Genomic DNA, 22,118 nt, shown 5'->3' with positions numbered 1-22,118 from the left:
TCAGCATTTTTGACACTCATTTTTTTGATTAATTCTGCTTAACCAAGGGTTGTCAGGAGTTTTTATTATGCTAGGGTTTATTGCTTGCAATTTTTACTAATAATCTAATCAGGAGCATTTGAATTTAAACCATAATGAATAAACCCATTAAATTAAAATAGGAATTTCTGCCCTAATAATTTTCAAGCGATAGCCTACGTTTAGGTCTCAATAGGCTCGACTATCATCATTGAATCAACATTATTCATTTGGGCTCCAACTCTTTTGTTGATTGAAAATTGGGTAAATAATATATGGCAATAAAATTAGAAGTTAAAAATTTATATAAAATATTTGGGGAAAATCCTGACTCCGCATTTAAGCTTTTAGAATCAGGAATGGACAAAGATGCTATCTTTGAAAAAACGGGCCTCACGGTCGGTGTTCAAGATGTGAATCTGGCGATTGAAGAAGGCGAAATCTTCGTAGTCATGGGGCTTTCGGGTTCAGGGAAGTCCACTTTGGTGCGCCTCCTCAATCGCCTGATTGAACCTACCAGCGGCCAGGTGCTGATTGATGGGCAAGATATCTCTAATATTTCCGACAAAGCGCTGCGTGAAGTACGTCGAACTAAAATCAGTATGGTATTCCAATCCTTTGCGTTAATGCCACACATGAATGTGATTGATAATACAGCTTTTGGCATGGAACTTTCTGGCATTTCGAAAGAAGAACGCTATAAAAAAGCAATGGATGCACTGAATCAAGTTAACCTCGATAAATGGGCTAACTCATTCCCTGATGAGCTTTCTGGCGGAATGCGCCAACGCATTGGCTTAGCGCGAGCACTCGCTAATGACCCTGATATTCTTTTAATGGATGAAGCCTTTTCTGCTCTTGACCCACTCATTCGAACAGAAATGCAAGATGAATTGCTTTCTTTACAAGGTGATAAACAACGCACTATCGTTTTTATCTCCCATGACCTCGATGAAGCTATGCGAATTGGTGACCGCATTGCCATTATGCAAGGTGGCGTGGTCGTTCAAGTCGGAACACCCGATGAAATACTGAATAACCCTGCCAATGACTACGTCAGAACTTTCTTCCGTGGAGTTGATATTAGCCAAGTATTCAGTGCCAAAGATATAGCGCGAAGACGCCCTAATGCATTGTTGCATATCGCGCCTGGCTTTGGGCCTCGTTCAGCCTTAAAAGTGCTTAATGATGAAGACCGCTACCATGGCTATTTGCTCTCACGCGGCCATACTTTTGCTGGTGTTGTATCCATTGAATCCTTAGAAAAAGCGCTGCATGACAAAGCCGGAATTGAAGCTGCCATTTTGCCAGATATCGAGCCGATTCAAGGTGATACCTCCTTAAATGAAGTCATCTCGACGATTGCACAAGCACCTTGTGCGGTCCCTGTCGTCAACGAAAAAAATCGTTATTTAGGGGTGATTTCGAAAGGCATGCTACTACAAGCACTGGATAAGGAAACGCCAAATGAGTAAGCAAAATCAAGAAAATACCATCGACCAACAGGATCCATGGGCCGATACTCAAGTTGAGCAAACGCCAGAACAAACGCCTGAAACAACCTCATCAGACGATCCATGGGCAACAAGCTCCACGCCAGACCAAAGTGCTTCAGATGATCCATGGGGTAGCTCACCCACAACAGATTCAGGATCCAGTGATTGGCTTGATGCAGCTCCAACAGATAGCATCGTACCCGATCAGTTTAATATTATGGATCCTTTCCAGCATACGCTTATCCCCCTTGATTCATGGGTTGCCCATGCCATCGATTGGGTTGTTCTCAACTTCCGCCCTGTATTTCAAGGAATACGAGCGCCCATCGATTTTATTCTTAGTGGGTTTGAACAATTTCTCACCTCGCTACCGTCTCCCGTAGCCATTATCATTTTTGCATTACTTGCTTGGCAATTTGCAGGACGAGCAATGGGAGTTGCCACCTTTGTTTCGATGATAGCCATTGGAGCAATTGGTGCATGGTCGGAAGCGATGGTGACGTTATCGCTGGTACTCACCTCATTGATGTTTTGTATTGTGATAGGGCTACCGTTGGGGATTTGGCTAGCGCGCAGTGATAGAGCCTCCAGAATCATTCGCCCATTACTTGATGCAATGCAAACCACCCCTGCATTCGTCTATTTAGTGCCGATCGTCATGTTATTTGGTATCGGTAATGTGCCAGGCGTCGTCGTCACCATTATATTTGCATTACCGCCGATCATTCGTTTGACCATTTTAGGGATCAAGCAAGTCCCTGCCGATTTAATTGAAGCCGCGGAATCATTCGGCGCAAGCCCTCGTCAAATGTTGTTTAAAGTGCAATTACCACTCGCTATGCCAACCATTATGGCTGGGGTTAACCAAACCTTAATGTTAGCGCTGTCAATGGTGGTTATCGCATCAATGATTGCAGTCGGGGGCTTAGGCCAAATGGTCTTAAGGGGGATAGGCCGCCTTGATATGGGCCTCGCATCCGTCGGGGGTGTCGGTATTGTGATCCTCGCCATCATTTTAGACCGCCTTACCCAATCTTTAGGGCAAGATACTCGTGGTAAAACACCGACTCGTTGGTATCAGAAAGGCCCTATAGGACTGGTCGTACGCCCATTTTGCAAAAAAAACAATTAATTAAAACATCCTCCATTCACCTGAGTGCCATTCACTTGGCACTTAACTTGGCTCTTCCCATTACAGCCAAGCTCGCTGCGAAATAAAACAGAGGGAACAATATAATGAAACATAAAATCATTCTTGCATCTGCACTGACAGCCATATTTACCGTTCCATTGGCAACCGCTAACGACCTACCTGGTAAAGGAATAAAAATTAATCCTGTACAAAGTACAATCAGTGAAGAAACATTCCAAACACTGATCGTTGCAAAAGCCCTTGAGGAACTGGGCTATGATGTTCAGCCTATCAAAGAGGTCGACTATAACGTAGCTTATGCATCCATTGCGAATGGTGATGCAACTTACTTAGCCACCAGCTGGGTTCCTTTGCATAATGCCCAGTATGATGCTGCTGGCGGTGATAACGTGTTCTATCGTCAAGGGAATTATGTCGTCAATGCGGCTCAAGGCTACCTAATCGACAAAAAAACGGCTGAAAAATACAATATTACCAATGTGGAACAACTCAAAGATCCTAAAATTGCCAAACTCTTTGATTCAAATGGCAATGGTAAAGCCGATTTAACAGGCTGTAACCCAGGCTGGGGTTGTGAAGCCGCCATTAATAATCATTTAAAAGCCTATGATCTCGAAAAAACAGTTGATCACAACCAAGGTAACTACGCGGCAATGATGGCAGATACCATTACCCGATATAAAGAAGGTAAGCCTATTTTATACTATACATGGACACCTTACTGGATCAGTGATGTGCTCAAGCCTGGTCGTGATGTGGTCTGGCTAGAAGTGCCTTTCTCTTCAATGCCAAACGGTGAAAAAACAGACACGACGTTACCTAATGGAAAAAACTATGGTTTCCCACCGAATACCATGCATATCGTGGCTAACAAAAAATGGGCTGCGGATAACCCTTCAGCAGCAAAATTATTTGAAGTGATGAAGCTGCCTATTGCGGATATCAATGCGCAGAATTTAAGAATGCATAACGGGGAAGCCTCACAAGCGGATATTCAACGTCACACAAATGCTTGGATAAAAGCTCACCAATCGACATTTGATGGCTGGGTGAAAACAGCGAAGGAAGCCGCTAAGTAAGCATAAATCACATAATAAAATGCCTAAAGCCACCCGCTAATCTGGGTGGTTTTTTGTATCAATGGCAAAAAGAAATAAACCAAGGTAATAAATTTTGTTTATAGTAGTCGCCTAGCTAATATTAGGTAACCCACATGAAACAGACCCAAACTGCTGAGCTAACAACGGGCCTCACAATTTTGATGGCCATTGCGACAGGCCTTGTCGTTGCCAGCAACTATTATGCCCAACCACTGTTAGATACCATTGCTGCTCAATTTAACCTGACAACTAATATGGCAGGGTTTATTGTCACAGCCGCACAGCTTGGCTACGCAGTCGGTTTACTGTTTTTAGTTCCTCTAGGGGACTTATTTGAACGAAAACGCCTAATATTATTTATGACGTTTCTTTCCGCTTCAGGCTTACTCATTACTGCTCTTTCAACCAATATTTGGCAAATCCTATTAGGAACGGCACTCACAGGACTATTTTCTGTTGTTGCTCAAGTACTTATTCCAATGGCAGCCTCCATTGCACACCCCAATAAACGGGGGAAAGCCGTTGGGATTATTATGAGTGGCTTACTGCTGGGGATTTTACTGGCGAGAACGGTATCTGGCGCAGTGGCAATGGTCGGAGGCTGGCGAGCGATTTATTGGGTCGCATTTGTTTTATTAATTATCTTATTAATTGTATTAGCGATTAAATTACCTCGCTATCATCAAAAAGCTAATCTTAACTACTTTCAATTACTTTGCTCTATTGGTCGATTATTTTTTAGTACACCTGTTTTAGCTGTCCGAGCCTCACTGGGTGCACTTTCTTTTGCCAATTTTGGTTTACTGTGGACAGCAATGGCATTTTTATTAGCGAGCCCCCCATTTAACTACTCTGAAGGAACTATCGGTTTGTTTGGCCTTGTTGGTGCAGCGGGCGCATTGATGGCATCTCAAGCAGGGCACCTTGTGGATAAAGGTAAAGGCAAGATAATCACCACAATTGGACTCGTTTTATTACTGCTCTCCTGGTTACCCATTGGCTTAGCAAAACACTCCTTGATCGCCTTTATTATTGGCATTTTAGTTCTTGACCTTGCCGTTCAAGCTGTCCACGTTACCAGCCAAAGCACCTTATATCGAATTATGCCTGAAGCGCGTAACCGCCTCACTGCAGGGTATATGACCAGTTATTTTATTGGTGGTGCACTCGGCTCGTTATTATCAGGTTATGCCTATGAGCGCGCAGGCTGGGAAGGAGTCGCAATTGCAGGCGTTAGTTTAACGGCCTTAAGCTTAATTATTTGGGTCATTGGTATCCGATTTGATCCAACTATCGCTGCTTCAGATGAATAATGCGTTTTCCTTTTCTGCGGCTGTTAACATTTTGTTTTAAATGTTATCAGCCGCACGTTAATACTTAAAAATACATAATATATTCAGAGTGGAATCATCACTTTTCTTACTTATATTTATGCATAATCAATAAATTACCATCAATAATTCAAGATAATAGTTATATGTTGTTATTATTACCATGGCAAAAGTTAACAAATGACACTGTTAAACAAATACTATAGCTCTTCAGTAAGGTATAATTATTGTTAATTCAATAAGTAATTACTGGTAATAATAATTATATAAAATTAAAAAATAGGTACTTACACTTAGATGATCACAATATCTATCTAACTTGTAATTATTGGGTAATAAAAAAAATGGTATTGAGTTAATACGATGTGATTATATATTGTTTTATATGGTTTTGTTTGACGTATAAATTGCATTTATTTTGGTTAAATTATAGCCAAATAAACTTAAATAGGCTAGAAATGCACTTTGCGCTATACTGAAATCCATAAATTACATTCATAATATTTATGAATCATGTATCATTATCAAAATAAAATCATCGATATTAATTAAGTATAATTGCTAATTCTATCTTTTAATATACCATTTAGATGGTTGATGACAGTTGTAATCTTACCAACTGAAACTAATAAGGTATCCAAATAATGGAAAGTTCATTTACACCGACAGAAGAGCTTTTAAATGCTCGTGTCGCGCAACAAGATACACACGAAAAACCGATCCCGTATCAAGAGATACTCTTAACACGCTTATGTATGCATGTTCATGGAAAATTACTTGAATCTCGTAATAATATGCTACGAGCTCAAGGAATTAATGAAACACTTTTCATGGCCTTAATGATCTTAGATACAAAAGATTCACGCAGTATCCAACCTTCTGAGCTCAGTGCAGCGCTTGGTTCATCTCGCACCAATGCAACACGCATCGCTGATGAACTCGAAAAGAATGGTTGGATTGAACGTAAAGAAAGTCACAATGATAGACGTTGTCTACATTTGCACCTCACCGAAAAAGGCTCAGAGTTTTTAAGTGGTTTGTTACCGCCACAACATCGAGCGTTAATCGATATCTGGTCAGTTTTAGAAGCTGATGAAAAACAACAGCTTGATAAACTAATGCGTAAATTACTGACAAAACTGGATACTATAAAAGATTAACCATTATTTTTGTAAGGTTAATGTATTTGAGGCATTCGAAGGCTTAAAAGCAAAAAAAAACTTTTCAGCCTACAATATTTCATTATCCTTTCAACCTTGTGCTTTACGATATTCCCATCAAGCAACAAAATCATTTGTAGTCTCAGTTTCCAGTGGTTATTACTAGCTACTGGAAACAACCGTGATCCTTATCCATCAAAAATGGAGTAATACCAGTATGAGTTCCCCTGAGGAAATGCAACAAACGCAAGCTCCCCAACGAAATAAAAAAAGACAGCGCAAAAATGCCTTAATGTTTTTAACGTTTATTTTTATCGCTATTGGCGTGGGTTGGGGCGTTTACTGGTATTTAGTCCTTCGCCATTATGAGTCAACGGATAACGCTTACGTTGCTGGTAACCAAGTGCAAATTCAATCCCAAGTATCAGGGAGCGTCATGACCGTTAACGTTGATAATACTGACTTCGTACAAAGCGGTACTGTGCTAGTTGAACTTGACCCTCGAGATGCTGAACTTGCACTGGATAAAGCCAAAACCGAACTGGCAAATAGTGTACGCCAAACCCGCCAGCACATTATTAATAGCCGCCAGCTGCAAGCTAATATTGATGTTAAACGTTCTGAATTAGGGCGTTTACAAAACGACCTAAAACGCCGTGAAGTGCTAGGTAGTAGTAATTTAATTGGTAAAGAAGAGCTACAACACGCCCGTGAATCAGTCGTCAGCGCAAAAGCCGCATTGGACATGGCAGTTGAACAATATAATGCTAACCAAGCGATCGTGCTTAACTCGCCCATTGAAAAACAACCCGCAGTAGAACAGGCTGCGACTCAAGTTCGTAATGCATGGCTAGCCTTACAACGCACCAAAATTGTTAGTCCAGTAGACGGTTATGTCTCTCGCCGTAGTGTGCAAATTGGCTCACAAATCACCCCATCAACACCATTAATGGCTATCGTTCCATCGAGTGGCATGTGGATTGATGCAAACTTTAAAGAAACGCAACTTGCAGATATGCGTATCGGCCAACCAGCGAAAGTAACAGCCGACTTCTACGGCAAGGACGTGGTCTTTAACGGTACCGTGGTCGGTTTAGACATGGGAACGGGAAGTGCATTTTCATTATTACCTGCACAAAACGCCAGTGGAAACTGGATAAAAGTAGTACAGCGCCTGCCCGTGCGTATCGCGTTAGACCCTGCGCAACTTGAAGAACGCCCATTGCGTATCGGTTTATCCACTGAAGTGACGATTGATACTCTCAATAAAGATGGCAAAGTACTGTCAAAAGGCATGCGCGATGCGCCAGCTTACCATACATCTGCATTAGCGGTGGATATGTCTCCTGCGGACAAAATAGTTACTGAGATAATTAATAATAACGCTGGGAACAAATAATTGGGGGCGCAACTGACATGACAGCACCGCTCACTGGTTCAAAACTGGCTTGGATGACTATCGCCCTTTCCTTGGCGACCTTTATGCAAGTACTTGACTCAACCATTGCTAACGTTGCTATCCCAACGATTGCGGGTAATTTAGGAGCATCTAACTCCCAAGGAACGTGGGTGATTACCTCGTTTGGTGTAGCAAATGCAATCTCTATTCCCGTTACTGGCTGGCTAGCACGGCGTATTGGTGAAGTTCGACTATTTCTATGGTCAACGGGTCTCTTTGCCTTAACATCTTGGTTATGCGGCATTTCTGGCAGCTTAGAAATGCTAATTTTATTCCGTGTACTTCAAGGTTTAGTCGCAGGGCCACTGATCCCTCTATCCCAAAGCCTACTTCTGAACAACTACCCCCCTGCCAAGCGCAGCATGGCACTGGCACTTTGGTCAATGACCATTGTTGTGGCTCCAATTTGCGGGCCCATTCTTGGGGGCTATATTAGTGACAACTACCATTGGGGATGGATATTCTTTATCAACGTCCCATTCAGTGTGGCGATTATCTTTGCCATCATGCGCACTTTAAAAGGCCGTGAAACAAAAGTTTCCATCCAACGCATTGATACTATTGGTTTAGTCTTACTGGTTGTCGGGATTGGTGCACTGCAAATCATGCTCGACCAAGGGAAAGAGCTGGATTGGTTTAACTCAACCGAAATTATTGTCTTAACGGTGATCGCCGTTGTGGCGATAGCCTTCTTAATTGTCTGGGAGTTAACTGACGACCACCCTGTCATTGACCTCTCTCTATTTAAGGAACGTAATTTTACCATTGGCTGCTTATCACTCAGCCTCGCCTATATGCTGTACTTTGGTACCATCGTCTTGCTCCCGCAGTTGTTGCAAGAGGTTTATGGTTATACTGCAACATGGGCGGGCTTAGCCTCTGCACCCGTTGGGTTATTGCCACTACTGATCACGCCAATTATCGGTAAATTTGGTAACCGCATTGATATGCGTTATTTAGTGACATTCAGCTTTATTATCTATGCTGTCTGTTACTACTGGCGTGCTTATACCTTTGAACCAGGTATGGGCTTTGCAGCAGCTGCCTGGCCGCAATTTGTTCAAGGCCTCGCGATTGCCTGCTTCTTTATGCCATTAACCACCATTACCTTATCGGGGTTACCCCCTGAAAAAATGGCATCGGCATCTAGCTTATCTAACTTTACCCGAACGCTAGCGGGGGCAATTGGTACCTCGATTACCACGACAATGTGGACACAAAGAGAATCCATGCACCATGAAAATCTTGCAGAATTTGTCAATCCATACAATCCAAATGCGCAGCATATGTACAGTGAATTGGCTCAGATTGGCATGAATGAGCAGCAAAGTGCAGCTTACTTAGCGAAAACCATTACAGATCAAGGCTTAATCTTATCAGCTAATGAAATTTTCTGGTTATCCGCAGGGATCTTTATTTTACTTATGGTGATCGTCTGGTTCGCTAAACCACCATTTGGCGCTGGGTCGAAAGACGGTGGTGGCGCTCACTAACTTCAAATTAACCCTACATTTCCGTGTAGGGTTAATTTTGCTTCATTTTTTCCCATCAAATACACTAGTTCAACCATTAATCTGCTTAGGTAAACGCTCATGAAATCATGGATTGAAAACAGTCAGGTATTAGCATTGATTAATACAATAAGTGATATTCAGGCGGAGCAATTCCGCAGAAAACTTATTTGCTATGTCAACCAATACCAAGAGGTTTATCCATTCGATATTTTGGACGATGTTCAAGCCTATATGCAGTTAAAGTTAGAGGCTGATGACTTGAATTTTAATACAGTCCCCGATGAAATTAAGCAGGCTCTTACAGAAGGTTATTACGAATACTGCATCAGTTTAAACGAAATATCTGCGGCATATATGATAGTAACTAAATCCACACCATTAACGCGTTTAGATCTCATTCAGTTCACTAATCACTTATTAGAAGCTTATTCATGTAATTATCCAGAAAATGAATTTCTCGTGCCGAAACTTGCTGAGTTTGCAGATTTATTTACTCACTAACCAAATAGTAGATAGAAAAAAGCCATACGTGAAAACGTATGGCCTTAGGAATCATATCGATAAGACAATTATTTAACTTGATTTTGCTGCCACCATTGTGCCAACATCACCCCTGTAGCAACAGAGACATTCAGGCTTTCAACTTTGCCCGTTCCGCCGATAAACAGGCTCATATCCCCTTGATCCCACGTACTATCGCTCAAACCATCACTTTCTTGGCCTAAAACAAGCACCATTTTGGCTGGCAATTTTGCTTTTGCTAAATCTTGGCTGCCTTTATGGCTTGACGTGGTCACGATGGTGTAACCCGCTTTGCGGAATTTCTCTAATGTGGACGTTAGACCGTCAGCATCAATAGCTTTAATGTGCTCAGCACCACCCTCTGCGGTACGAATTGCCGCACCAGATTCCAACATGCCCGCATCTTGTAAAATCACACCTTGCACACCAAAGTGGGCGCAACTACGCATGATCCCGCCTAAATTATGTGGGTTACCAACATCTTCCAGCGCTAATACACAATCTTTTTCTGCGGCTTGTGCTAAATATGCATCTGCGCTCATGCCGCCTCGTTTTTTGATAATAAAGCACACGCCGCCATGGTGTTCTGTTCCAGAGGCTTTCGATAACTCTTCATCATCAACAACATGGTAAGCTTTACGGTTTGCTGCCATCCATTTCAGGGCATCACGAAAACGTGGGGTGACAGATTGCAAGAACCATGCGCGAACAATGGCATCTGGTCGATTTTTAAACATCGCTTGGCACGCATTTTCGCCGTAAATTCGGGTCTCTTCTTGGCGTTGCTTGCGCAGTTGCTCAGGGTCGATTTGGCTTTTGCCAACAATCCCACCATGGTCATTTTCAAATTCTTCGCTATCTGGTTTAGAAACAGTGCGCCACGGAGAACGCTCACGCGGTGTACTCTCGCGGTTATCTGAACGGCGTTCTTGGCGGCCACCTTCAGGGCGATTTGAACGCCCCCCTCTTTCTTGACGGCCACCATCACGTCGATCACCACCGCGTTTATCGCTACCACCACGTCTATCATCGCGACCACCGTCACGACCGCCACGGCGTTTATCGTTACCTTTGTTGTCCTGCTCTTCGCTGCGGACATACATCACTTTTACTTTGCCGTTTTTACCACTAAAATCATTCGAGTCGTTCATCACTATCCCCTACTAAGCTATGGCGCGAAGATTACATGATGTTGCAAGGCTACGCTACCGATTCGCGCTATTATCTCACCGAAAAGTTATTGAATATACCTCTATCGCATAGAAATCGTTTTGCGTACAATATGCGGCTTATTTTATGGCCCGTAAAACAGTAATCGAACATGACACCTAATGCCGTTTATCACCTCCGCCAGCAACGCCTCGCCTTATCGACAAAACCTTTTAAAGCAAGGGGCTGTCGCGTAAAACGCTGCCAATATTGCTTGCTACCCATTCCGCAATGCCTGTGTCAAAAAACGGCGTCCGCTCAAGCGAAAAGCCAATTTTGCTTAATCATGTTTGATGGTGAAGTATTTAAACCTAGCAACACGGGAAAACTGATCGCGGATGTTCTGCCTGACACCCTTGCTTTTCAGTGGTCAAGAACAGCTCCAGATGCACTACTTTTAGCAGCCTTACAGGATGATACCCGCCAGCCTTACCTCATATTCCCTGAAAGCTATGCACAAGAAAACCGTGTTGTCGTGAATGAACCGAACATCTCTGATAAGCCAGCTTTATTTATTCTATTAGATGGAACCTGGCCTGAAGCGCGCAAAATGTTCCGCAAGAGCCCGTACCTCAATAACATTCCAATGCTATCCATCAATACAAAAGCTCGGACAGACTACCTGCTACGCACACCATCCCGTGAAGAACAGCATTGCACCGCAGAAGTTGCCGCAACCATATTAGAGCTTGCTGGTGATATCCAAGCCTCACAGCAGTTATTTAGTCATTTTAGCCTGTTTCGTCAAAAATACCTTGAAGGGAAACCCCATCACCCTGTGGCACAAATGGTGTTAAACGCAGCGGTTCCCTAACTATTTTTAGGGACTGTTTTCACGATTTTTTTCGTAAGCAGTTCCAAGAAATAGCAACTTTCGGATAAACGTCATCATAAAACGTGAAGGTGCTTGTATAAATTAATTAAATTCACCAGATAAACTAGCGCAATATAAAAGATAGGGCATAGTATTCATAAGTATTACTCAGCCTCTTTTTATCTCTTGAACGATTATACCGTTCACCAAGCGAAGGGTTATCTTTATGGGTTTAGTGAGTCAGTTAGAATCTTTATTCAGGCCAAAATCAATTGTGGTCATTGGCGCCTCTGAAAACCCGAGCCGTGCAGGTTCGGTGATGATGAAAAACCTTCTCACCAGCGGCTTTAAAGGGCCGATTCTCCCAGTTAATCCAAATCGTAGCTCCGTCTTGGGGGTACTGGCCTATCCCTCTATTGACAAGCTTCCACTCAAACCTGACCTTGCGGTAATTTGTACACATCATTCGAGAAATATTACTTGTTTACAGCAACTTGGTGAAGCTGGCTGCAAAGTTGTCATTATCTTATCATCCCCTTCCATTCAATTTAATGAATTAAAAAAGGTGGCTCAGCAATACCAAATTCGGCTTTTAGGCCCTAATAGCTTAGGCTTTTTAGCGCCATGGCAAGGTTTAAATGCCAGTTTTTCTCCTATTCCAATACTCAAAGGCAAACTAGCTTTTATTTCCCAATCTGCGGCAGTTTCTAATACTGTGCTTGATTGGGCAAGGCATCGTGATATCGGTTTTTCCTATTTTATCGCTCTGGGTGATAGTATCGATATTGATATTGATGACTTACTGGATTACTTAGCCCGCGATAGCAAAACCAGTGCAATTTTGCTTTACCTTGAAAACATCAGTGATGCACGACGCTTTTTATCGTCATCACGCAGTGCATCACGTAACAAGCCTATTCTCGTCATAAAAAGTGGTCGAACACGCAAAGCCCAAGAGCTTTTAGGGGAAAAACCCAGCTTGGATGCCGCCTATGATGCCGCTATCCAACGCGCGGGGCTATTACGGGTGCAAGATACTCATGAAATGTTTTCTGCAGTTGAAACACTAAGCTATATGACCCCACTACGGGGTGAACGTTTATCAATCATGAGCAATGGTGCCGCGCCTGCAGCCATGGCACTGGATGAACTTTTACAGCGTAATGGTAAGCTGGCCAAACTCAGTATTGAAACCGAAAATGAACTCAGTGCCCTGCTTCCACTTGACCTCTCTACACAAAATCCGATTGACTTGGGTGATGATTCCACAGTAGATCGCTACATTAACGTATTAAACAAAATGCTCGATAGCCATGATCATGATGCTCTTTTATTGATCCATACCCCCAGCGCGATCACTGAAAGCAAGTCCATGGCAGAAAAAATCATTAAAACCATCAAGCAACACCCTCGAGGAAAATGGCTGACGATATTAACCAATTGGTGTGGTGAATATTCATCCCAAGAATCCCGGCGTTTGTTTAGTGAAGCAGGGATCCCAACTTACCGCACTCCTGAAGGTGCCATAACTGCTTACATGCATATGGTGGAATACCGACGCAACCAAAAACAATTAAAAGAAACACCAGCACTGCCTGTGGGCATCACTGCCAATACACAGCAAGCGCATGAATATATTCAACAAGCATTAAAAAATAACAACTTACATTTAGATACGCATGAAGTTCAACCTATTTTAAAAGCTTATGGGCTACATAGCTTACCCACTTGGATTGCCCACTCAAGTGATGAAGCGATTGAAATTGCTGAGAAAATTGGTTACCCCGTTGCTTTAAAACTGCGTTCTCCCGATATTGTGCATAAATCAGAAGTTCAAGGTGTTATGCTATATCTGAGAAACTCGAAAGAGGTTGAAGATGCCGCAAAAGCGATTATTGAACGTGTCTCCACCAATTTTCCAAACGCTCGCATCGAAGGTTTATTAGTACAAAGCATGGCAAACCGTGCTGGCGCCCAAGAATTACGTATTGCTGTAGAATTAGACCCCGTATTTGGGCCATTGATAATGCTAGGCGAAGGGGGAATTGAGTGGCAACAAGAAAGCCAAGCTGCTGTCGCTTTACCCCCACTAAATATGGCACTCGCGCGTTATCTTGTTATTAACGCAATCAAAGGTTATAAAATTAAATCGCGCAGTGCATTAGAACCGTTAAATATCCCAGGGCTCTCAAGCTTATTAGTCAGAGTCTCAAATTTAATCATCGATTGCCCTAATATTACACGTTTAGACATTCACCCATTACTCGCCTCTGGCGATGAATTTACCCTGCTGGATGTCTCCATGACACTCAGCCCAAGTGATAGCGCAACAACCTCTAGGCTTGCTATTCGCCCTTACCCAAGTGAATTAGAAGAAACCATTCATTTAAAAGATGATTTAAGCTGCTTATTACGCCCAATACTTCCCGAAGATGAACCACTATTGAAGTCTTTTATCGAGCAGGTCACAAAAGAAGATCTCTATTATCGGTATTTTAGTGAAATCAGCGAGTTTACCCATGACGATCTCGCCAATATGACCCAAATAGACTACGACCGTGAAATGGCCTTTGTCGCAGTAAAAAGCCAAAGTTCCACCCCTGAAATTATTGGTGTTGTTCGTGCAATGGCAGATCCTGATAATCAAGAGGCTGAATTCGCAGTATTAGTACGCTCCGATATGAAAGGGCAAACACTGGGCTATCAGTTGATGCAAAAACTGCTTAACTATACCCGCGGTCATGGCATCAAAAAATTAACCGCAATCACCATGCCTGAGAATCGTAATATGATCAGCTTGGCCAAAAAATTGGGGTTTGAGGTTGAAGTACTATTTGAAGATGGTGTTGTAAACCTCACTCTTCATCTTTAACAACGCAGGGATGTGTCGCATAACCTGTATGGAAATTAAACAGATATGCAATTTATTCTAAATGGTTTGACTAAATATGCTATCATCCCTAGATCATTCGCTTAAAAATGTGCGCAAAGCGATTTGCTATTGGACTAATAAGAGAAAATTCACACTGTGATGTTGTCAAAATTAAAACAAGCAAAGCATCAACAATATTTGGTAAGTTTACCTAAACTCTCTCAAGATGTTGATGATGTCAAAACGCTATATAAGACAGAAGATTTTCGTGATGAACTGCTTAAACAAATTTCTCTCGCTGAAAATACTATCTACATTACGGCTTTGTATTTAGAGAAAGATGACGCAGGTAAAGACATTCTTCATGCGCTGTATGCGGCAAAACAAGCTAATACATCATTAGATATCAAGATTCTCGTCGATTGGCATCGGGCTCAACGAGGGCGCATTGGTGCAACCGCAAATTCCACCAACGCAGATTGGTATTACGATGTCTCACAACATTATCCAAATGTCGACATCCCTATCTATGGTATTCCAGTCAATACTCGGGAAGCTTTAGGTGTCTTACATCTAAAAGGCTTTCTTTTTGATGATACCCTATTGTATAGCGGTGCAAGTATCAATGATGTGTATTTACAACGACATGAAAAATATCGTTATGACCGATATCACCTTATTAAAAACAGTCAGCTAACCGCATCAATGCGAAAATTTATTGATGACTCTTTATTACCCGCTGATGCCATTCATCGTCTAAATACAGAAACGCGCCCTAAAACCGCTGAATTTAAGCACCTAATAAAACAATTCCGCTTAGGGCTACGCGGGTCTTCTTACCAATTTGTCGGTAATGCATCAAATGATGAATTATCCGTAACACCTTTTGTTGGCTTAGGTAAGAAAAACGATCTCAACCGAGTGATCACCCACCTAATGGGCTCAACCAGCGATAAGCTAACTATTTGTACGCCGTATTTTAACCTTCCTGCTGTATTAGTACGGATCATCAGCCGATTACTACGTGATGGTAAACATGTAGAAATTATTATTGGCGATAAAACGGCTAACGATTTCTATATTCCACCTGAAGAGCCTTTCAAAATTATTGGGGCACTTCCTTATCTATATGAAATCAACTTACGCCGCTTTGTTAGTCGCTTACAGCGCTTTATTGATAGCAAACAGCTGACAGTAAGGCTTTGGAAAGACGGTGAAAATACTTATCATTTAAAAGGTATGTGGGTCGATAATCAATGGCAATTGATTACGGGTAATAACTTAAATCCGCGAGCATGGGGCTTAGATCTGGAAAATGCAGTCTTAATTCACGATCCTAAGCAACAACTTCAAGATCAACGCCATCATGAATTAGAATGTATCCGCACTCATACAAAAGTCGTTAATCACTATAGGGAATTAGATAGCATTCAAACCTACCCTGTTAAAGTGAAGAAGCTAATTCGTAGGCTACGACGCATACGTGTAGATCGGCTCATCAGTCGTATTTTATAAATTTTCAACAAAGCGTCACTTTAAAGTGGCGCTTTTCAATTTAGGTGACTGGTAATGATCTCTAGTATCATAAGAACATTAATCATTTGCTCGCTAATGTTATCAACAACAGCATGCAGTGGTTTCCATTGGTCTAATGATAACTGGAAAGGTAAAGACAAAGCGCAGCATTTTGCATTCTCCGCGGCGATGGCTGCGGCAGGTAATGCTTATGCAGACAGACAAAATATGTCACATCGTCATGCCGCTCAATTTGGTCTGTTATTTTCTATTTCACTTGGTGCTGCGAAAGAACTCTATGATAGCCGCCCCGAAGGAACGGGTTGGAGCTGGCACGACTTTGCCTATGATGTAGCAGGATCCGTCGCTGGTTATACTTTATACCAATCTCTTAAGTAATCCTTATTCTCAATATCATCCTCTCTATTGCTATTAATACTTCGTCCATCATCGAAGTATTAATTAATGAAAAGTTTATATTTACGCTTTCTACATTAAGGAGAATTCTATGATTGCGGTGATCTTTGAAGCTATTCCAATCCCTGAGCAAAAAACGCGTTATTTTGAACTTGCTGCTGAATTAAAATCTGAACTAGTAAACATTGAAGGTTTTATTTCGGTTGAGCGTTTTCAAAGTATCACCACTGAAGGAAAAATTTTATCGCTGTCTTGGTGGGAAAATGAAGCCGCTGTGATGGAATGGAAACGTCATTTTATGCACCAAAGTGCGCAAAATGAAGGGAAAAAATCCGTTTTTTCTCATTATCGCATTCGAGTTTCACAGACCATAAGGGATTATTCCTTCGATAAAGAGGATAACTACAATGTATGATATTCATGTCATTATTGAAAACCAAGTGGGTACATTAGCATTACTCGCGACAACTTTAGGCCAACATGGTGTTGGTTTAGAAGGTGGCGGGGTATTTTCTGTCGAAGGAAAAAGCCATGCGCATTTTTTAATCACACAGCCTGAAGAAGCTAAAAAGGCACTAGCTAAAGCTGGCATACAAGTAGAAAGCATTTCACAGCCTGTAATTCGTAAGCTAAAGCAAGAACGGCCAGGGGAGCTTGGTGACATAGCACAGTGCCTAGCAAACCACCAAATTAATATCCTAATTCAATATAGCGATCATCATAACAGGCTAATACTTATAACTGACAACAATGAATTAGCCTCAGAAGTAACTAAAAAATGGGATATCCCTAATGATAAAAAACAAAATTAACCAACCCATTGATGAAAATGAGCATTTAGAAAAATCCATTTCAAAAGTTGCCTCCGCTATTGCTGACCCGTCAAGGGTCAGCATTCTCTGCGCTTTAATGGATGGTAGAGCTTGGACAGCGACAGAGTTAAGCGCTGCAGCAAACATTGCACCTTCAACAACCAGTGCTCACCTAACGAAACTTTTGAATAACCACTTAATTAGTTGTTTGTCTCAAGGCAGACACCGTTATTACCGGCTTGCAGGATCGGACATTGCTGAATTGCTGGAAATATTAATGGGGGTTTCGATGAAGCTAGAATATCAGGCTCCAATCTCGACCCCTATTCATTTAAGAAAAGCGCGTACTTGCTATGACCACTTAGCGGGGGAAATAGCAGTTCAGATTTATGATTTTATGGATAAAAATGGCTGGTTTACATCTAAAGAAAATAAATTATCAATGATTGGTATTGAGCAATTTCACAACCTCAATATCAATATTCCAATGCACACTAAACGCAAAATGGCGTGTGCTTGCCTAGATTGGAGTGAAAGACGTATGCACTTAGGTGGAAGCGCAGGTGCTGCATTATTACACGCTTTTGAGCAAAACGAATGGATAGTAAAAACAGCAGGCTACCGTGAGGTTACGTTTACGACAAGTGGCAAAAAAGCTCTAAAACGCATTTTTGGCATTGATATCGTATAAACTTCATCACTAGAGACGTATATAACTTTTACGTTTCGCTATATTGTTCTAATACACCAAGTGGTGAGTGATTATTCGCAGTCTTATGCGATGTGGGTATACTTCCATAATTCTATGCGTTGCTCACTACTTTGTACTCCTCAACTGTATTCATTTAAATGATAAACTTAACAAACGGTATTCAGTAAGCCGTTCCCACTGTCATCCAAAAAAATAAAGTCCCAAGCTGCTACTCGCGTATTTTATATCTGAAATTACACTCACTGAATTAATAGCTTAGTTATAACACCTTGTCCTCTGGTGTCATCCCACTGTTTCCATAACGATGTGAGTTGTTACTCACTACTTTATACCTTGTCGTTACATTCACTATAGCGATAACTGCGGCGGTCTAGAAAGATCGGTATAAATCGCTAACATAATTAAATGCACGAACTATTTTCACTACTTTAAATTAATAGCGAATATTTTTATGACCAGTTTATTTAATCGTGAAACAGTTCGATAAAGATTATGGAATTACTAATATAAAGCTATTTAAGATAGGATTTTTTAAATAAACATATAAAACAAAAACCCCGTGATTTTCATCACGGGGTTTCGATAAGTGGCGGAACGGACGGGACTCGAACCCGCGACCCCCTGCGTGACAGGCAGGTATTCTAACCAACTGAACTACCGCTCCACTTATTCTTTTTGCCTTTCGGCAGCTTACTGCTATTGAGCAATAAACTTTTAATTAATGTCTGGCAGTTCCCTACTCTCACATGGGGAGACCCCACACTACCATCGGCGCTACGGCGTTTCACTGCTGAGTTCGGCATGGGGTCAGGTGGGACCACCGCGCTATTGCCGCCAGACAAATTCGGTTCGTTCCCGTTCAGCGCTTTTCTTCGCTAAACCAGAACATCAATCTTGAACAAGCTGCTGTGTCCTTCACCTTTCGGCTTCTCACCCACATTCGAAAACTATCTCGTCTCTCTAAAACACCTTCGGTGTTGTCAGGTTAAGCCTCACGGTTCATTAGTATTGGTTAGCTCAACGTATCGCTACGCTTACACACCCAACCTATCAACGTCTTAGTCTTAAACGTTCCTTTAGGACCCTTAAAGAGTCAGGGAAGACTCATCTCAAGGCAAGTTTCCCGCTTAGATGCTTTCAGCGGTTATCTTTTCCGCACTTAGCTACCGGGCAATGCCATTGGCATGACAACCCGAACACCAGTGGTGCGTCCACTCCGGTCCTCTCGTACTAGGAGCAGCCCCTTTCAATCTTCCAACGCCCACGGCAGATAGGGACCGAACTGTCTCACGACGTTCTAAACCCAGCTCGCGTACCACTTTAAACGGCGAACAGCCGTACCCTTGGGACCTACTTCAGCCCCAGGATGTGATGAGCCGACATCGAGGTGCCAAACACCGCCGTCGATATGAACTCTTGGGCGGTATCAGCCTGTTATCCCCGGAGTACCTTTTATCCGTTGAGCGATGGCCCTTCCATTCAGAACCACCGGATCACTAAGACCTACTTTCGTACCTGCTCGAGCCGTCACTCTCGCAGTCAAGCTGGCTTATGCCTTTGCACTAACCGCATGATGTCCGACCATGCTTAGCCAACCTTCGTGCTCCTCCGTTACTCTTTGGGAGGAGACCGCCCCAGTCAAACTACCCACCAGACACTGTCCGCACCCCAGATAATGGGGCAACGTTAGAACATCAAACATTAAAGGGTGGTATTTCAAGGTTGGCTCCACGCAGACTGGCGTCCACGCTTCAAAGCCTCCCACCTATCCTACACATCAAGGCTCAATGTTCAGTGTCAAGCTATAGTAAAGGTTCACGGGGTCTTTCCGTCTTGCCGCGGGTACACTGCATCTTCACAGCGAGTTCAATTTCACTGAGTCTCGGGTGGAGACAGCCTGGCCATCATTACGCCATTCGTGCAGGTCGGAACTTACCCGACAAGGAATTTCGCTACCTTAGGACCGTTATAGTTACGGCCGCCGTTTACTGGGGCTTCGATCAAGAGCTTCTCCTTACGGATAACCCCATCAATTAACCTTCCAGCACCGGGCAGGCGTCACACCGTATACGTCCACTTTCGTGTTTGCACAGTGCTGTGTTTTTAATAAACAGTTGCAGCCAGCTGGTATCTGCGACTGGCTTCAGCTCCATGGGTAAACCACTTCACCTAATGCCAGCGTGCCTTCTCCCGAAGTTACGGCACCATTTTGCCTAGTTCCTTCACCCGAGTTCTCTCAAGCGCCTGAGTATTCTCTACCTGACCACCTGTGTCGGTTTGGGGTACGATTAATGATAATCTAGAGCTTAGAGGCTTTTCCTGGAAGCGGGGTATGAGCTACTTCGCCACCGTAGTGACTCGTCATCAGACCTCAGCATATAGTGAACCGGATTTGCCTAATTCACCTGCCTACATCCTTAAACCGGGACAACCGTCGCCCGGCCAGCCTAACCTTCTCCGTCCCCCCATCGCAATTATCACCAGTACGGGAATATTAACCCGTTTCCCATCGACTACGCATTTCTGCCTCGCCTTAGGGGTCGACTCACCCTGCCCCGATTAACGTTGGACAGGAACCCTTGGTCTTCCGGCGTGCGGGTTTTTCACCCGCATTATCGTTACTTATGTCAGCATTCGCACTTCTGATACCTCCAGCATACCTCACAGTACACCTTCACAGGCTTACAGAACGCTCCCCTACCCAACAATATCTAAATATCGCTGCCGCAGCTTCGGTGCATAGTTTAGCCCCGTTACATCTTCCGCGCAGGCCGACTCGACCAGTGAGCTATTACGCTTTCTTTAAATGATGGCTGCTTCTAAGCCAACATCCTGGCTGTCTGAGCCTTCCCACTTCGTTTCCCACTTAACTATGACTTTGGGACCTTAGCTGGCGGTCTGGGTTGTTTCCCTCTTCACGACGAACGTTAGCACCCGCCGTGTGTCTCCCGTGATAACATTCTTCGGTATTCGTAGTTTGCATCGAGTTGGTAAGTCGGGATGACCCCCTAGTCGAAACAGTGCTCTACCCCCGAAGATGAGTTCACGAGGCGCTACCTAAATAGCTTTCGGGGAGAACCAGCTATCTCCCGGTTTGATTGGCCTTTCACCCCCAGCCACAAGTCATCCGCTAATTTTTCAACATTAGTCGGTTCGGTCCTCCAGTTAGTGTTACCCAACCTTCAACCTGCCCATGGCTAGATCACCGGGTTTCGGGTCTATACCCTGCAACTCATTCGCCCAGTTAAGACTCGGTTTCCCTACGGCTCCCCTATACGGTTAACCTTGCTACAGAATATAAGTCGCTGACCCATTATACAAAAGGTACGCAGTCACACCCCAAAGGGTGCTCCCACTGCTTGTACGTACACGGTTTCAGGTTCTATTTCACTCCCCTCGCCGGGGTTCTTTTCGCCTTTCCCTCACGGTACTGGTTCACTATCGGTCAATCAGGAGTATTTAGCCTTGGAGGATGGTCCCCCCATATTCAGACAGGATAACACGTGTCCCGCCCTACTCGTCGAGTTCACAACACCAACACCTTCGGATACGGGGCTATCACCCTTTACTGCCAGCCTTTCCAGACTGTTCTCCTGATGCTAATGCTGATTAAGACTCTGGGCTGCTCCCCGTTCGCTCGCCGCTACTAGGGGAATCTCGGTTGATTTCTTTTCCTCGAGGTACTGAGATGTTTCAGTTCCCTCGGTTCGCCTCGTTTGACTATGTATTCATCAAACGATAGTGCAACGAATTGCACTGGGTTTCCCCATTCGGATATCGTCGGTTATAACGGTTCATATCACCTTACCGACGCTTTTCGCAGATTAGCACGTCCTTCATCGCCTCTGATTGCCTAGGCATCCACCGTGTACGCTTAGTCGCTTAACCTCACAACCCGAAATTGTTTCAACGTTCACTTTACTGTCATGGCTGTGCGTGGTGAACTTCTTCGTTGGGCAGTGCTCGCCATGCTCACGTACCTATGTACGCTGCGCTGGCTGTGCGCTGTCCGCC

Annotated in this window: 16 protein-coding genes, 1 tRNA gene and 2 rRNA genes; 15 read left to right on the top strand and 4 right to left on the bottom strand. The window is 43.3% G+C overall.

Annotation, left to right across the window (positions count from 1 at the left end; genetic code table 11):
• Nucleotides 1-293 precede the first annotated feature (293 nt).
• From proV to M1F05_RS04640, 8 genes are all read left to right on the top strand, one after another.
• Nucleotides 294-1,493 carry a glycine betaine/L-proline ABC transporter ATP-binding protein ProV gene (gene proV, locus M1F05_RS04675; RefSeq protein ID WP_206085247.1) on the top strand — a complete coding sequence of 400 codons (1,200 nt, stop codon included), beginning with the start codon at nt 294-296 and terminating at the stop codon, nt 1,491-1,493.
• Nucleotides 1,486-2,646, top strand: coding sequence for a glycine betaine/L-proline ABC transporter permease ProW (gene proW, locus M1F05_RS04670; protein WP_206085246.1), 1,161 nt, complete (start codon nt 1,486-1,488; stop codon nt 2,644-2,646). The genes proV and proW overlap by 8 nt, the downstream gene beginning before the upstream one ends.
• Before the next feature lie 104 nt (nt 2,647-2,750).
• Entirely contained in the window at nt 2,751-3,746 is a 996-nt protein-coding gene (gene proX, locus M1F05_RS04665) for a glycine betaine/L-proline ABC transporter substrate-binding protein ProX (RefSeq protein ID WP_206085245.1), read from the top strand.
• A gap of 134 nt (nt 3,747-3,880) precedes the next feature.
• The gene (locus M1F05_RS04660) at nt 3,881-5,080 is read left to right on the top strand and encodes an MFS transporter (protein ID WP_206085244.1); all 1,200 of its coding nucleotides are present in this window, start codon (nt 3,881-3,883) and stop codon (nt 5,078-5,080) included.
• A 662-nt stretch (nt 5,081-5,742) separates the two neighbouring features.
• Nucleotides 5,743-6,258 (top strand): transcriptional repressor MprA, encoded by a 516-nt coding sequence (gene mprA, locus M1F05_RS04655; protein ID WP_206085243.1) that lies wholly within the window; start codon nt 5,743-5,745, stop codon nt 6,256-6,258.
• A gap of 217 nt (nt 6,259-6,475) precedes the next feature.
• Complete coding sequence (gene emrA / locus M1F05_RS04650; RefSeq protein ID WP_206085242.1) at nt 6,476-7,657, top strand: multidrug efflux MFS transporter periplasmic adaptor subunit EmrA; 1,182 nt, start codon at nt 6,476-6,478, stop codon at nt 7,655-7,657.
• A gap of 17 nt (nt 7,658-7,674) precedes the next feature.
• Nucleotides 7,675-9,210 (top strand): multidrug efflux MFS transporter permease subunit EmrB, encoded by a 1,536-nt coding sequence (emrB, locus tag M1F05_RS04645; protein ID WP_206085241.1) that lies wholly within the window; start codon nt 7,675-7,677, stop codon nt 9,208-9,210.
• Between the two features lie 99 nt (nt 9,211-9,309).
• Nucleotides 9,310-9,732 carry a hypothetical protein gene (locus M1F05_RS04640; protein ID WP_206085240.1) on the top strand — a complete coding sequence of 141 codons (423 nt, stop codon included), beginning with the start codon at nt 9,310-9,312 and terminating at the stop codon, nt 9,730-9,732.
• A 68-nt stretch (nt 9,733-9,800) separates the two neighbouring features.
• Here the strand turns inward: M1F05_RS04640 and M1F05_RS04635 are convergent, their stop codons facing one another.
• A complete protein-coding gene (locus tag M1F05_RS04635; protein WP_206085239.1) occupies nt 9,801-10,904 on the bottom strand; it encodes a tRNA/rRNA methyltransferase in 1,104 nt (367 codons plus the stop codon).
• A gap of 170 nt (nt 10,905-11,074) precedes the next feature.
• Here M1F05_RS04635 and M1F05_RS04630 point away from each other — a divergent pair, with 170 nt between their 5' ends.
• From M1F05_RS04630 to M1F05_RS04600, 7 genes are all read left to right on the top strand, one after another.
• Nucleotides 11,075-11,776: a tRNA-uridine aminocarboxypropyltransferase gene (locus M1F05_RS04630; RefSeq protein ID WP_206085238.1), complete on the top strand. Its 702-nt coding sequence runs from the start codon at nt 11,075-11,077 to the stop codon at nt 11,774-11,776.
• 235 nt (nt 11,777-12,011) lie between these two features.
• Nucleotides 12,012-14,648 (top strand): bifunctional acetate--CoA ligase family protein/GNAT family N-acetyltransferase, encoded by a 2,637-nt coding sequence (locus M1F05_RS04625; RefSeq protein WP_206085471.1) that lies wholly within the window; start codon nt 12,012-12,014, stop codon nt 14,646-14,648.
• Between the two features lie 159 nt (nt 14,649-14,807).
• Nucleotides 14,808-16,163 (top strand): CDP-diacylglycerol--serine O-phosphatidyltransferase, encoded by a 1,356-nt coding sequence (gene pssA, locus M1F05_RS04620; RefSeq protein WP_206085470.1) that lies wholly within the window; start codon nt 14,808-14,810, stop codon nt 16,161-16,163.
• Nucleotides 16,164-16,217: 54 nt separating this feature from the next.
• A complete protein-coding gene (locus M1F05_RS04615; RefSeq protein ID WP_206085237.1) occupies nt 16,218-16,562 on the top strand; it encodes a YfiM family lipoprotein in 345 nt (114 codons plus the stop codon).
• Nucleotides 16,563-16,671: 109 nt separating this feature from the next.
• Entirely contained in the window at nt 16,672-16,995 is a 324-nt protein-coding gene (locus M1F05_RS04610) for an antibiotic biosynthesis monooxygenase family protein (RefSeq protein ID WP_206085236.1), read from the top strand.
• A complete protein-coding gene (locus M1F05_RS04605) occupies nt 16,988-17,392 on the top strand; it encodes an amino acid-binding protein (protein WP_206085235.1) in 405 nt (134 codons plus the stop codon). The genes M1F05_RS04610 and M1F05_RS04605 overlap by 8 nt, the downstream gene beginning before the upstream one ends.
• Nucleotides 17,373-18,083: an ArsR/SmtB family transcription factor gene (locus M1F05_RS04600; RefSeq protein WP_206085234.1), complete on the top strand. Its 711-nt coding sequence runs from the start codon at nt 17,373-17,375 to the stop codon at nt 18,081-18,083. The genes M1F05_RS04605 and M1F05_RS04600 overlap by 20 nt, the downstream gene beginning before the upstream one ends.
• Nucleotides 18,084-18,691: 608 nt before the next feature.
• Here the strand turns inward: M1F05_RS04600 and M1F05_RS04595 are convergent.
• The 3 genes from M1F05_RS04595 to M1F05_RS04585 form a co-directional block, all read right to left on the bottom strand.
• Nucleotides 18,692-18,768 (bottom strand) — tRNA-Asp (locus tag M1F05_RS04595).
• 59 nt (nt 18,769-18,827) lie between these two features.
• Nucleotides 18,828-18,943 (bottom strand): 5S ribosomal RNA (gene rrf, locus M1F05_RS04590).
• Between the two features lie 142 nt (nt 18,944-19,085).
• Nucleotides 19,086-21,992, bottom strand: a 23S ribosomal RNA gene (locus M1F05_RS04585).
• Between the last annotated feature and the right edge of the window lie 126 nt (nt 21,993-22,118).

Origin of the sequence: Providencia sp. PROV252 (assembly GCF_033676005.1) — a bacterium.
Taxonomy (GTDB): domain Bacteria; phylum Pseudomonadota; class Gammaproteobacteria; order Enterobacterales; family Enterobacteriaceae; genus Providencia; species Providencia vermicola.
Note: the sequence above shows the minus strand (reverse complement) of the source record. Positions and strands in the feature narration are given on the sequence as shown.

What these genes read in the sequence shown, in the direction of transcription:
- M1F05_RS04660 (WP_206085244.1), top strand. Translation starts at nt 3,881, where the DNA reads ATGAAACAGACCCAAACTGCTGAGCTAACAACGGGCCTCACAATTTTG.
- M1F05_RS04635 (WP_206085239.1), bottom strand. Translation starts at nt 10,904, where the DNA reads ATGAACGACTCGAATGATTTTAGTGGTAAAAACGGCAAAGTAAAAGTG.
- proW (WP_206085246.1), top strand. Translation starts at nt 1,486, where the DNA reads ATGAGTAAGCAAAATCAAGAAAATACCATCGACCAACAGGATCCATGG.
- M1F05_RS04640 (WP_206085240.1), top strand. Translation starts at nt 9,310, where the DNA reads ATGAAATCATGGATTGAAAACAGTCAGGTATTAGCATTGATTAATACA.
- M1F05_RS04630 (WP_206085238.1), top strand. Translation starts at nt 11,075, where the DNA reads ATGACACCTAATGCCGTTTATCACCTCCGCCAGCAACGCCTCGCCTTA.
- M1F05_RS04605 (WP_206085235.1), top strand. Translation starts at nt 16,988, where the DNA reads ATGTATGATATTCATGTCATTATTGAAAACCAAGTGGGTACATTAGCA.
- proX (WP_206085245.1), top strand. Translation starts at nt 2,751, where the DNA reads ATGAAACATAAAATCATTCTTGCATCTGCACTGACAGCCATATTTACC.
- M1F05_RS04600 (WP_206085234.1), top strand. Translation starts at nt 17,373, where the DNA reads ATGATAAAAAACAAAATTAACCAACCCATTGATGAAAATGAGCATTTA.
- emrA (WP_206085242.1), top strand. Translation starts at nt 6,476, where the DNA reads ATGAGTTCCCCTGAGGAAATGCAACAAACGCAAGCTCCCCAACGAAAT.
- emrB (WP_206085241.1), top strand. Translation starts at nt 7,675, where the DNA reads ATGACAGCACCGCTCACTGGTTCAAAACTGGCTTGGATGACTATCGCC.
- M1F05_RS04610 (WP_206085236.1), top strand. Translation starts at nt 16,672, where the DNA reads ATGATTGCGGTGATCTTTGAAGCTATTCCAATCCCTGAGCAAAAAACG.
- M1F05_RS04615 (WP_206085237.1), top strand. Translation starts at nt 16,218, where the DNA reads ATGATCTCTAGTATCATAAGAACATTAATCATTTGCTCGCTAATGTTA.
- pssA (WP_206085470.1), top strand. Translation starts at nt 14,808, where the DNA reads ATGTTGTCAAAATTAAAACAAGCAAAGCATCAACAATATTTGGTAAGT.
- proV (WP_206085247.1), top strand. Translation starts at nt 294, where the DNA reads ATGGCAATAAAATTAGAAGTTAAAAATTTATATAAAATATTTGGGGAA.
- mprA (WP_206085243.1), top strand. Translation starts at nt 5,743, where the DNA reads ATGGAAAGTTCATTTACACCGACAGAAGAGCTTTTAAATGCTCGTGTC.